This window comes from Rhodocyclus gracilis, from assembly GCF_009617575.1.
GTDB classification, from domain to species: domain Bacteria; phylum Pseudomonadota; class Gammaproteobacteria; order Burkholderiales; family Rhodocyclaceae; genus Rhodocyclus; species Rhodocyclus gracilis.
The window spans coordinates 496818-509234 of record NZ_WIXJ01000001.1 but is presented as its reverse complement, the minus strand read 5'-3'; the positions used below and the strand labels follow the sequence as shown (position 1 = coordinate 509234).

The following is a 12417-nucleotide window of genomic DNA, read 5'->3' as shown; positions in this document are numbered from 1 at the left end:
GGGACGGAAAAATGGCGCGTCGTTCAGTCCTCGCCAACATCGTCGAACACTTCGCGCCACAGGGCGCGCACGGCGTCGATGTCGGCGCGCATGGCGGCGCGTTCGACGCGCGCTGCCGGCACGCCATCGAGGCGCTTGGCGTGTTGCAGACGACGGTAGTGGCGGTAGGCTTCGCGCACCGCCTCGGCGAGTGTGGGCGAGATCAGACCAAGCTCGGCGGCAAGGCGCAGCAGCGCGATGTTGCCGATGTTACGGCACAGGTCGGCGTGCGCGTGGGCGTGACCGAGGATCAGGTACTGGACGATGAACTCGACGTCGATGATGCCGCCGGGGTCTTGCTTGATATCGAACTCGATGTCGCTGCCGGAAGCGTGCGCGTCGAGCATGCGCTGGCGCATGGCGAGGACTTCGCGGCGCAGCGTGTCGTGCTCGCGCGGCTGACGGAGGATATCGATACGCATGGCCTCGAAACGTTCGCCAAGCTCGGCGTCGCCGGCGCAGAAGCGGGCGCGCGTCAGTGCCTGATGCTCCCACACCCACGCGTGGTCGCGCTCGTAGTCGTGCAGGGCGGCGAGCGGGCTGACCATGAGGCCGGCGTCGCCGTTCGGCCGCAGGCGCAGGTCGGTCTCGAAGAGGATGCCCGCCGGCGTGCGGCTCGACAGCCAGCTGATCATGCGTTGCGCCAGCCGCGAGTAAATGGCGCCGGCTTCCTGATCGTCGTCGTCGTGGATGAAAACGATGTCGAGGTCGGAACCGTACCCCAGCTCCTTGCCGCCGAGTTTGCCAAAGCCGATGACGGCAAACTTCGGCTGCTCGCGGTGGCGGCGCGTCAGCTTGCTCCAGCACAGATCCAGCGTCGTTTGCAGGAGGATGTCGGCCAGTTGCGAGAGGTGGTCGGAGATGCGCGCGACGCTTTGCAGGCCGGCGAGATCCTGCGTCAGCAGGCGGAAGACCTGCGCGTGGTGCAGTTCGCGCAGGAGATCCATTTCGCGTTCGGTGTCGCCCCGGTTTTCTGCAAGGCGGGCGGCGAGTTCGCTGCGAAATCCATCCCAGTCGGTCGCCAGTTCGTAGAGGCGCGAGTCCAGCAGTTCGTCGAGCAGGATCGGGTGGCGGGTGAGGTACTCGGCAGCCCACGATGAACTGCCGACGAGTTCGCCCACCTTTTGCAGGGCTTGCGGATACTGTTGCAGCAGGGCGAGGTAGGCGCCTCGCCCGCTGATGGTTTCCAGAAAGTCGAGACCGCGCCGCCAGGTGGCGTCGGGCGCACGCGTCGCCGCGGCAGCCGCCAGAAGGCGCGGGCCAAGGGCATCGAGGCGTTCGCGGTTGCTCGCCGGCAGTTGCTGGTAGCGGCCGCTGGCGCGGAACTGCTGGAGGCGTTCCCCCGCCCCTTTGGGATCGCGAAAGCCGAGTCCGGCGAGGCAGTCCAGCGCCGTCTCGCTGTCGCAGTGGCCCTGCCAGAGGCCGGTCAGGGCGTGCGCGGCTTCAGCCGGCTCGGAGAAAACCAGTTCGAAGTGATGGGCAACGCGTGCGCGGTGGGCGTCGAGGTCGACAACGAGCGCATTCCAGTCGGGGTAATGCATGGCGAGCGCGATCTGTGCGCGCTCTTCTTCGCCTGCCGGCAGGCGGTGGGTCTGCGCGTCGTCGACGTATTGCAGGCGGTGTTCGAGGCGGCGCAGGAAGTCGTAGGCGAGCGCCAGCTCACGCTCGCCGGCTTCCGGCAGCTGGCGCCGCTGCGCCAGTGCGGCGAGGGTTGCCAGCGTCGGCCGGATGCGCAGCCCGGAATCGCGGCCACCGCGAATCAGCTGGAAGGCTTGCGCGATGAATTCGATTTCACGGATGCCGCCGGGGCCGAGCTTGATGTGGTCGGCCATGTCGCGGCGCGCCACTTCGCGGCGAATCTGCGCGTGCAGGTCGCGCATCGCGTTGATGGCGCCGAAATCGAGGTATTTGCGGTAGATGAAGGGGCGGGCGATGTGCTCGAGCGCGAGTACCCACTCGGCTTGCAGGTTGTCGCCCGCATTGAGGACGCGCGCCTTGATCCACGCGTAGCGTTCCCATTCGCGCCCTTGCGTGACGAAGTAGTTCTCCAGCGCGTCGAGCGAGCAGACCAGCGGGCCGGAGTCGCCGTTCGGCCGCAAACGCATGTCAACGCGGAACACCTGACCATCGGCAGTGATCTCGCCGAGCGCGGCAATCAGGCGCTTGCCCAGACGGTTGAAGAAATCGTAAGCATCGATCACGCCGCTGCCGTCGGCGCGGCCGGCGGTGTGGCCTTCTTCGGGATAGACAAAAATGAAGTCGACGTCGGACGAAACGTTCAGCTCGCGGCCACCGAGTTTGCCCATGCCGATGACGAGCAGGCGCTGCGCGACTCCGTTGCTATCGAGCGGTTCGCCAAAGCGCTGCACCAGCGCGCGGTGCGCGTGAGCGAGGGCGAAGTTGACCGTCACTTCGGCGAGGAGCGTCATCGTCTCCATCACTTCGCTGAGGGGGGCGACACCGGCGAGATCGCGGACGGCGAGGGTTGCCATGACGCGCTGCCGCAGCACGCGCAGCGCATGCTGCTGGGCGCTCTCGTCGCCGTCGGCGGCCGCCGCCAGGTTGGCGAGCATCAGGGATTCGCTGACGGGGGCGCCGGCATGCGTGTGCAGCCAGTCGCCGATCTCGGGATGCCCGGCGAGCAGTTGCCGCAGCCAGCGGCTGAGCGCCAGAGCGTGGCCCCAGTCGGGCGCCTCGTCGCCGGTGAGGCCGCCGTGGCTCGCGGGGGGGGAATCCGGGGCGACGGAAGAAAGCGGCGAGGGCGAGGGGGGGGAGTGAGGCGAAAGGGCGTCGGTCATCAGGTTCTCGGTGGCTGGCCACCGTTGCCGGCGAGCCACCGTCGACACGGCGCTGCGGCCTACGGAGCCGATGCTTTACAATCGGGGCTTTACGGCTTCTTCTTCCGGCTTTCTGCCCGCCATTCTAGTGACGCCCCGCAAATTTTGGCAAAAGCCCGCCGCTGACGGCGCCGTCTGATGGCCGTTCATCCACTGCGTCAGGCGCTTTACCACCGCTTTCACCGTCTCTGGCCTTTTCTGGCGCAGCCGGCGGTGCGTCGTCTCGGCCGCGTTTTGCTCGTCGCTGCCACCGTACTCTGGTTTTTGTTTGTCGCGGCGGTGCTGGTGTTGCGCTACAGCGTGCTGCCCAATATCGAGCATTACCGGGGCGATATCGAGCGCATGGCGAGCGAGGGGCTTGGCCTCTCCGTCAGTATCGGTCGCATCGAGGCGCGCTGGCAGGGGGTGAATCCCGACCTCGCCCTGATCGACGTTCGCATCGCCGATGCCGAAGGCCGGCCAGCGCTGGTTTTTTCGCGCGTGCAGACGGTGCTGTCCTGGTGGACGGCGACGACCTTCCAGTTGAAGCTGCGCCTGCTCGCCATTGACGAGCCGACGCTCAATCTGCGGCGCGATGCCGATGGACAGATTTACGTCGCCGGCATCCCGCTGGCGCGCTCGCCCACGGGCAGCGGTGCGGCGGACTGGATTCTCGATCAGCGGCATATCCGCGTGCGCGGCGCCACCATCATCTGGGAGGATGCGCTGCGTGCCGCGCCGGCGCTGGTGCTGGAGGACGTGAATTTTGGCCTCGATAATTTCGGTAGCCGCCACCGCTTTGGTGTGACGGCGCTGCCGTCGCCGGAGCTGGCCGCCAAGATCGATCTGCGCGGCGATCTGCGCGGGCGCAGTTTTGATCATCCCGACGCCTGGCGAGGCCAGTTGTATGGCGAGATCGATTACGCCGATCTCGCGGTGTGGCGACGGTGGATCGATTACCCGGTGACTCTGCCGCAAGGGCGTGGTGCCGTGCGTGCCTGGGTCGATGTGGCCGATGGGAAGCCGCGTGTCGTCACTGCCGACCTCGCCTTGCGCGACGTCCGCCTGCGCCTGACACCGCGTCTGCCCGAACTCGAACTCGAACGGATGCAGGGGCGCCTCGCCGTCGCCTTGAGCGAGCACGGTTTTACGGTCGACGGCACGCAGGTCGCGCTGGCGACGGCTCAGGCGCGCGCGGAAGCTGACGTGGCCGCGCCGGAGACGGCGAGCCAGGCGGTGGCCAGCACGCCGGCCAGCACGCCGGCCAGCACGGCGACGCACACCCCTGAGGCGCCGGCCAAAGCGGCTAAAGTGGCCACGCCGCCGGCCGCTTCGCCGCAAGCCGCCGCCCATTCCTCGGTCACTTCCCACCTCCCGGCCGTCGCTACGAGCGTTCCGGCAGTCACCCTGCCGCCGACCGATTTCCATGTGGATTGGCAGCCCGGCGAGCAGGGCGCGGTGAGCGGCAGCATTCGCGCCAACCGGATCGATCTTTCGGCCCTGAGAGCTTTGGCTGCCTATCTGCCGCTCGACGCGCGCACCCGCCAGTGGCTCGCCGAGTATGCGCCGCAGGGGCGGGTCAGCGATTTGCGCGCCTCCTGGCAGGGCGATGCCGAGTCGCTCAAGGAATACGCACTGAAGGCGCGCTTCGAGGCGCTGGCGCTCGCCGCGCAGGGCTATATGCCGGGCTTCAGCGGCCTCGCGGGCAGCGTTGATCTGACGCAAAAAGGCGGTAGTGCCAGTTTGCGTACGCAGAAGGTTTCCCTCGACGTGCCGAGCGTTTTCCCCGAGCCGCTGCAAGCGCTCGACTCGCTGAATGCCGAGGCGAAATGGACGATTCGCGACGGCGTGCTGGAGGCGCAACTGACGCGGGCGGATTTTGCCAGTGCCGACGCCGCCGGCAGTGCACAAGGCAGCTATCGCTATACCGGCGAGGGGCCGGGCAGCATCGATCTGACCGGCAGTCTGAGCCGCGCCGATGGTCGCGCCGTCTGGCGTTTCATGCCGCACGCGGTCAACGTCGAGGCGCGCCAGTGGCTGCATAGTGCCTTGCTCGCCGGCACGGCCAGCGACGTACAGCTGACGCTGAAGGGCGATCTGGCGCATTTCCCCTTCGTCGATCCGACGCAGGGGCGCTTTCTCGTCACGGCGCGCGCCCACGATGTGACGCTGCACTACGCTCCGGGCTGGCCGCAGATCACCGGCATTGACGGCGTTCTGCGTTTCGAGGGGCCGGGCATGAGCGTCGACGTCGAGCGGGCGTCGATTCTCGGCGCCCACCTGAAAGCGACGCATGCGGAAATTCCCGATTTCGACGCGACGGTGACGATGCTCAAGGTTAACGGCCGGGCAGAAGGGCCGACCAGCGAATTCCTCAAATTCATCGATCAGAGCCCGGTCGCCGAGAAGATCGACCACTTCACCGACGACATGCGCGCGTCGGGTGAGGGCGTCCTCGATCTGTCGCTGAAACTGCCGCTCGATCTGGCGCTGATGAACGAGGCGCGCCTGGAAGGGGCGTTCCGCCTCGTCAACAACGAGGTGACGATCGAACCCGCGTTGCCGCCGCTGCGTCAGGTCAACGGCGTGCTGCATTTCAGCGAAAAGGCCCTGTCGACGCCGGAAATCAGCGGCACCCTTCTGGGCGGGCCGTTGCAGATCAAGGGCGGGACGCAGTCTGACGGGCGCGTGCTGGTGGACGCTTCTGGCTCGATCAATGCCGGGCAGCTGCGGCGGCAGTTCGATTCGCCCTTATTTGATCGCCTCTCGGGCAATTTCGCCTATCGCGGCGAAGTGCGGGTGCGCAAGCGCGCGGCGGATTTGACGATCGAGTCGAACCTGAATGGCTTGAGTTCGACGCTGCCCGAGCCCTTCAACAAGAGCGCCAACGACAATCTGCTGCTGCGCTTTGAAAAGGCCTCGCTGATGCCGCAGCCGCCGGCACGCGGCGCGCGCGGTGCGGCGGCGCAACCGATTCCACGCGATCAGCTGCGTTTCTCGCTCGGCGGCGTTGCCGGTAGTTCCAGCGCAACGCCGGCAGGCGCGCTGCTCAGCGGGCAGATCATTCGCCGCCGTCCGGCTGACGACTATGTGGTCGAGCGCGGCGCCATCGCAATTGGCCGGCCGTTGCGTCTGCCGGATCGCGGTCTGGCCCTCAATGTGACCGCCCGTCAGTTCGACGCCGACCTCTGGCGACACCTCTTCAGTTCGGGCAAGGGCAAGACGGCCAACGCAGCGAATGCCAGCAACGCCGGCAGTGCCGATAGCGCACCGTCCGCTTTCACCAGCGCTTCCTTGCGTAGCGGCGAGATGCGCCTCTTCGGGCGGCGCTTTAACGATGTTGATCTCACGGCAACGGCGCAGGGCGCGCAGTGGCTGATGCATCTCGGATCGCGGCAGGTGCTTGGCGATCTGCAATGGGATGGCAGCGGTAAGGGCAAGCTCTCGGCGCGCCTCAAGCAGCTCGCCATCGAATCGCTTGGCGCGGGGGGCGATGTGCCGCCAGAGGTTGTCGACAGCGTGGACGAATTACCGGCGCTCGACGTCATCGCCGACGAGTTTTCGGTCGGCGCGCGGCATTTCGGTCGCCTCGAACTGGCCGCCCGCAACGAAGGGCGTGTCTGGCGGCTGGATCGCATCCGCCTGAGCAATCCCGCCGGCACGCTCAGCGCCAGCGGCCAGTGGCAATTCGCCGCCGGCAACCGGACTTCGCTGGATTTCAAGCTGGCCGCCAGCGATATCGGCAAACTGCTCGAACGGCTCGGTTATCCGGGCACCGTACGTGGCGGGACGGCGCAGCTCGACGGCTCCGTCGCCTGGGTCGGGCCGCCGAGCGGCCTCGATTTTGCGACACTCAGCGGCGAGATGAAGCTCGATGCGGCCAAGGGGCAGTTCGTCAAGGTCGATCCCGGCGCCGGCAAGCTGATCGGTCTGATCAGCCTGCAATCCCTGCCGCGCCGGGTGACGCTCGATTTCCGCGATATTTTCAGCGACGGATTCGCCTTCGACAGCATGGCTGGCAAGCTCAGCATGCAGGGTGGCATCATGCATTCCGACCGTTTGCAGATCGACGGCCCGGCGGCACGCGTCGTCATGCGCGGCGATACCGACCTCGCGCGCGAGACGCAGCGCCTGAGTGTGACCGTGCAGCCCGAACTCGGCGGCACGGCGGCGCTTGGCGTCGCCCTGCTCAATCCGGTGGCGGGCGTTGCCACTCTGTTCGCGCACAAGATTCTGCAAAACCCGCTCAACCATCTCTTTGGTTTCGACTATCTCGTCACCGGAACGTGGGACGATCCGAAGGTCGAAAAGCTCTCGCGCGCCGCGAGCACCGATGCGCCAACGCTGCGCGTGCCGGATACCGCCACCCCCTCGCCAGGAGACTCTCGTGACTCCCGCTAAGCCTCAGTCTTTGCCCCCCGCCGATGCCCCGGTACGCGGCCATCGCGCGGCGCTGGTCGCCGCCGTGCAGATGATCTCGGCGCCGCGCGTTGCCGATAACCTCGCCACCGCCGGGCGCCTTGTCGCCGATGCGGCAGCGCAGGGCGCCGAACTCGTCGTGCTGCCCGAGTATTTCGCCATCATGGGCATGAATGAGGGCGACAAGCTGCGCGTGCGCGAAGCCGACGGCAACGGGCCGATCCAGTCCTTTCTCGCCGAAGAAGCGGCGCGGCACGGCATCTGGCTGATTGGCGGCTCGATTCCCCTCGCCGGCAACGATCCGGCCAAGGTGCTCAACTCAAGTGTCGCCTACGCACCGGATGGCGCACGCGTCGCCCGCTACGACAAGGTGCACCTCTTCGGTTTCGAGAAGGGCACCGAGCGTTACAACGAAAGTGCGACCATCGAAGCCGGTACGCGCCCGGTCGCCTTCGACACGCCGTTCGGGCGGGTGGGCCTGTCCATTTGTTACGACCTGCGTTTTCCGGAGCTTTACCGCGCGCTTGGTGTCGTAGATTTGCTGGCTTTGCCGGCGGCCTTCACCGAAACGACGGGGCAGGCGCACTGGGAAATCCTCCTGCGTGCCCGCGCCATCGAAAACCAGTGCTATCTGGTCGCCAGTGCGCAGGGCGGCCGCCACGAAAACGGCCGCGAAACGCACGGTGACAGCATGCTGATCGATCCCTGGGGGATCGTCCTCGACCGTAAACTCAAAGGCGCCGGCGTCGTTCTCGGTCGCTTCGATCCGGCGCGTATCGCCGAAATCCGCGCCAGTCTGCCGGCGCTGGCGCATCGCGTCATGTGATTCGCCCGGCCGCTTCCGGCCCTTCTCCGGCCCTTGTTACCGATACTTCTCACTGCCCCTCATGACCGCACACCACGAAACACTGCTCACCCAAGCCAAAGCGACGCTCCTGACGGCGCATGGCCTCGATCCCCGCGATCTGTCGCGCCTCTTCGGCGAGATTATGACGCGACAGGTCGATTACGCCGATCTTTACTTCCAGTACAGCCGATCCGAGGCCTGGAGCCTCGAGGAAGGCATCGTCAAGGCGGGCAGCTTTTCCATCGATCAGGGGGTGGGTGTTCGCGCACTGGCGGGTGAAAAAACAGCGTTTGCCTACTCCGACGACATCAGTCTGGCGGCTTTGGGTGACGCGGCACACGCGGTGCGGGCGATTGCGGCGGCGGGCGAAAATCGCCGCGTGCCGGCCATGAAGAAATCGCCCGGCCACCGCCTGTATGCGCCGCTCGACCCGCTCGCCTCGCTCGATGCGGCAAGCAAGGTGCGCCTGCTCGAACGACTGGAAGCGCTGGCGCGCGCCGCCGACCCGCGCGTGGCGCAGGTGATGGCGCACGTTGCCGGTGAGTACGAGGTGGTGCTGATCGCCGGCAGCGGTGGCCGGCTGGCCGCTGACGTACGGCCTCTGGTACGCGTCTCGATCACCGTCATCGTCGAGGATGGCGGCCGTCGTGAGCAAGGTTCGGCGGGCGGTGGCGGGCGCGCCGACTACGCGCTCTTTACCGACGAGTTGCTGCAACACTACGCGCAGGCGGCGGTGCATCAGGCATTGACCAACCTCGATGCGCGTCCGGCGCCGGCGGGCACCATGCCGGTCGTTCTCGGCCCCGGCTGGCCGGGTATCCTGCTGCACGAGGCGGTCGGTCATGGTCTCGAAGGCGACTTCAACCGCAAGGGCAGTTCCGCATTCTCCGGCCGCGTCGGCAAGCGCGTTGCCGCCAAGGGCGTCACTGTCGTTGACGACGGCACGCTCCCCGGGCGGCGCGGGTCGCTCAACATCGATGACGAAGGTTCGCCGACGCAGCGCACCGTGCTGATCGAGGACGGCATCCTGCAAGGCTATCTGCAGGATCACCTCAACGCCGGCCTGATGGGCGTCGCGCCGACCGGAAACGGGCGCCGTGAGTCCTTCGCCCACCTGCCGCTGCCGCGCATGACCAACACCTGCATGTTGAATGGCGACAAGACTCCCGAGGAGATCATCCGCTCGGTGAAAAAGGGCATTTACGCGGTGAACTTCGGCGGAGGCCAGGTCGACATCACCAACGGCAAGTTCGTTTTTTCGATGTCCGAGGCCTATCTCATCGAGAACGGGCGCGTCACAGTACCGGTCAAGGGAGCGACGCTGATCGGCTCGGGCGCCGAGGCGATGCGCCAGGTGAAGCTCATTGGCAACGATCTGGCGCTCGATCCGGGCGTCGGCACCTGCGGCAAGGAAGGACAGAGCGTTCCGGTCGGCGTCGGTCAGCCGACACTGCGCATCGACGGCCTGACGGTGGGCGGTACGGCGTAAGCGCGCCAGCGGCCGGTGCGGCGCGCCTGCCCGGTGGGAGCGGGCGCGGGCGCTTTCGCGTAGAATCATGCCCTTTCCGAAATCAGCCGGCGATACGCGGCTGACACTGGCCGGGGTCTCTCACGATGTTGCAAAGCAAGCCGAATACTGACGACGTTCGCATCCGCGAAATCAAGGAACTGGTGCCGCCGGCGCATGTTTTCCGCGAGTTTCCGGTCGGCGCGCATGCCGCTCTGACGACCTACAACGCGCGTCAGGGAATTCACCGCATTTTGCAGGGCGCCGATGATCGCCTGCTGACGGTGATCGGGCCGTGTTCGATTCACGATGTTTCGACCGCGCTCGAGTACGCCCGCCGCCTGAAAAAAGAGGCGGATCGCTTCGCCGATGATCTCCTCGTGGTGATGCGCGTCTATTTCGAGAAGCCGCGCACGACCGTGGGCTGGAAGGGCCTGATCAACGATCCGCGCCTTGACGGCTCGTTCCGTATCAACGAGGGCGTTCGTCTGGCGCGTGGCTTGCTGCTCGACATCAACGATATGGGCCTGCCGTGCGCGACGGAATTCCTCGACACGATCACGCCGCAGTACACGGCTGACCTGATTTCCTGGGGGGCCATCGGTGCGCGGACGACCGAGTCGCAGGTGCACCGCGAGCTGGCCTCCGGCCTGTCGTGCCCGGTCGGTTTCAAGAACGGCACCGACGGCAATGTACGCATCGCCATCGACGCCATCCGCGCCGCGCAGTCGCCGCACCATTTCCTGTCGGTGACGAAGGCCGGGCATTCTGCCATTGTGTCGACCTCCGGCAACGAGGACTGCCATGTCATCCTGCGCGGCGGCAAACAGCCGAACTTCGATGCGCCGGCCGTCGACGCTGCCTGTCGCGAGATTGCGGCGGCCGGTCTTGGCGCGCGCTTGATGATCGACCTCTCGCATGCCAACAGCAACAAGCAGTACAAGCGGCAGATCGACGTTGCCGGCGATGTGGCCGGTCAGTTGGCGGGCGGGGATACGCGCATCATCGGCGTCATGGTCGAGTCGCATCTGATCGAAGGGCGGCAAGACCTCGTCGAGGGCCGTGTGCTGGAAGCCGGCAAGAGCGTGACTGACGCCTGTCTGGGCTGGGAGGACTCGCTTGCCGTCATGGAAACCCTCGCCGAGGGTGTCCGCCAGCGTCGTCTGGCCGCGGCAGGCGAGTAGTTCGCGGGTGCTCGGGCGCTCTCCGGGGCGGTGGCGATGAACGCCCGGTGGGCGAACGCCTGGCGTGGCGGCACCTTGGGTGTCGCCCTCGTGCTGGCGCTCCTCGTCTTTCGTTTCTGGTTCTCGGCTGTCCTGCCGATGACGGGGGACGAGGCCTACTTCGTTCTCTGGGGCGAGCATCCGGCAGGCGGGTACTACGATCATCCGCCCATGGTGGGCTGGTGGCTGACGGCGCTCCTTCAGGCCTCGCGTGCCGAGTGGTTTCTGCGTCTGCCAGCGGTGTTGCTGCCCGGCGCCCTCGCCTTGGTGGCCTGGCAGCTGGCGCGGCCTCTCGGCAGCGAACGGGCGCGTCTGGCGGCGATGCTGGTCTTGTTGCAGCCGGCGTCGGTCTGGAATGTCCTGATCACCACCGATACGCCGGTGATCCTCTTCTCGGTGCTGGCGGTTGGCGCTTACGTCGCTGCCTTGCGCGCCCGCAATCTGCCGCGTGCCTTGCTCTGGCAAGGCGTCGCCGGACTGCTGTTGGGCGGCGCCTTTCTTGGTAAATACTTCGCGGCGCTGCTTGGTGTCGGCATTCTTGCGCATGTCCTGCTCGCGCGCCGCGACCGGGGCCGTTGGGCAGGCTTCGCGGTGCTCGTTCTCGCTGCCTTGCCGGCGCCGATCTATAACCTGTGGTGGAACAACGGACATTGCTGGGTCAATGTTCTCTTCAATTTCGTCAACCGCACCGCCGATGCGGGCTTTCAGGCAGAGAACCCGCCGCTCTACTTTGTCTGCCTCGCCTATCTGGCAACGCCCTGGCTGCTGATCGCGCTCTGGCGCCAACGCGCGGCATTGCGTGCCGCCGCCCAGCGCGCCGATGTTGGCGCGGTGCTATGGCTGGCGGGCGTGCCTTTGTTGCTGCTGTTCCTTCTCTCCTTCGAGAAGTCGGTGGGCTTGCACTGGCTGGCGTCTTTTACGCCGCTGCTGGCGGCGATCGGCGCGATGGCGCTGCCGCTGGCGAACGTGGCGCGTCTGCTGCGCTGCTCGGCACTGTTTGCCGTCGCGCATGTGCTCTTGATCGGCGTCATTTCCACGCTGCCGCTGGAGACCTGGCGCAACAGCAGCGCATACGACGGCATTGTGCTGACGGTGCGCGCCGACGAATTGCTCGCTCGCCTGCAACCCTGGGCGGACGATTATCTTTTTGCCACCGACGGCTATTCGCCGGCGGCGACGCTGGCCTATCACGCGCGGCGTCCCTTCGCGGTGTTCGGCGAAGGCTCCTACCACGCGCGGCAGGACGATTTCCTGACCGACTGGCGCGTGCACGATGGCGGTCGCGTGCTGATCCTGCGCAAGAGCGAGCCGGCGGCGGATGAGTACGCGCCGTATTTCGAGCGTATTGCGCTGCAACACATTGATCTTCATGGCGTGCGCTACACGCTCGTGCTCGGGGAAGGTTTCCGCTATGCGGCGTATCGCGACGGCGTGCTGACGCGTGTGCGCGACCGCTTTTACCGTGCACCTGCCTGGATGCCGCGCCGGGCGGATAGCCCGTGTGAGTTCTGCACGCGCTATTTCCCCGACGACACCGGCGGCATGCTGCCGCTAAAACCACGATAA

General features: G+C 66.6%; 6 protein-coding genes. 5 read left to right on the top strand and 1 reads right to left on the bottom strand.

What is annotated here, in order from left to right:
* Nucleotides 1-23: 23 nt before the first annotated feature.
* Nucleotides 24-2837, bottom strand: coding sequence for a bifunctional [glutamate--ammonia ligase]-adenylyl-L-tyrosine phosphorylase/[glutamate--ammonia-ligase] adenylyltransferase (gene glnE / locus GHK24_RS02280; RefSeq protein WP_153468295.1), 2814 nt, complete (start codon nucleotides 2835-2837; stop codon nucleotides 24-26).
* A gap of 177 nt (nucleotides 2838-3014) precedes the next feature.
* On the opposite strand from glnE, the gene GHK24_RS02275 reads away from it, so the two are divergent.
* The 5 genes from GHK24_RS02275 (at nucleotide 3015) to GHK24_RS02255 (ending at nucleotide 12417) form a co-directional block, all read left to right on the top strand.
* A complete protein-coding gene (locus GHK24_RS02275; protein ID WP_153468293.1) occupies nucleotides 3015-7256 on the top strand; it encodes a YhdP family protein in 4242 nt (1413 codons plus the stop codon).
* A 70-nt stretch (nucleotides 7257-7326) separates the two neighbouring features.
* Nucleotides 7327-8100 (top strand): carbon-nitrogen hydrolase family protein, encoded by a 774-nt coding sequence (locus GHK24_RS02270; RefSeq protein ID WP_242569235.1) that lies wholly within the window; start codon nucleotides 7327-7329, stop codon nucleotides 8098-8100.
* 61 nt (nucleotides 8101-8161) lie between these two features.
* A complete protein-coding gene (gene tldD / locus GHK24_RS02265) occupies nucleotides 8162-9610 on the top strand; it encodes a metalloprotease TldD (protein ID WP_153468287.1) in 1449 nt (482 codons plus the stop codon).
* Between the two features lie 125 nt (nucleotides 9611-9735).
* Entirely contained in the window at nucleotides 9736-10812 is a 1077-nt protein-coding gene (gene aroG, locus GHK24_RS02260) for a 3-deoxy-7-phosphoheptulonate synthase AroG (protein WP_153468284.1), read from the top strand.
* A 36-nt stretch (nucleotides 10813-10848) separates the two neighbouring features.
* Nucleotides 10849-12417: an ArnT family glycosyltransferase gene (locus GHK24_RS02255; protein WP_153468281.1), complete on the top strand. Its 1569-nt coding sequence runs from the start codon at nucleotides 10849-10851 to the stop codon at nucleotides 12415-12417.

Excerpts from the sequence above, each read along its gene's own strand:
- glnE (WP_153468295.1), bottom strand. The coding sequence starts at position 2,837 with ATGACCGACGCCCTTTCGCCTCACTCCCCCCCCTCGCCCTCGCCGCTT.
- GHK24_RS02275 (WP_153468293.1), top strand. The coding sequence starts at position 3,015 with ATGGCCGTTCATCCACTGCGTCAGGCGCTTTACCACCGCTTTCACCGT.
- GHK24_RS02270 (WP_242569235.1), top strand. The coding sequence starts at position 7,327 with ATGATCTCGGCGCCGCGCGTTGCCGATAACCTCGCCACCGCCGGGCGC.
- tldD (WP_153468287.1), top strand. The coding sequence starts at position 8,162 with ATGACCGCACACCACGAAACACTGCTCACCCAAGCCAAAGCGACGCTC.
- aroG (WP_153468284.1), top strand. The coding sequence starts at position 9,736 with ATGTTGCAAAGCAAGCCGAATACTGACGACGTTCGCATCCGCGAAATC.
- GHK24_RS02255 (WP_153468281.1), top strand. The coding sequence starts at position 10,849 with ATGAACGCCCGGTGGGCGAACGCCTGGCGTGGCGGCACCTTGGGTGTC.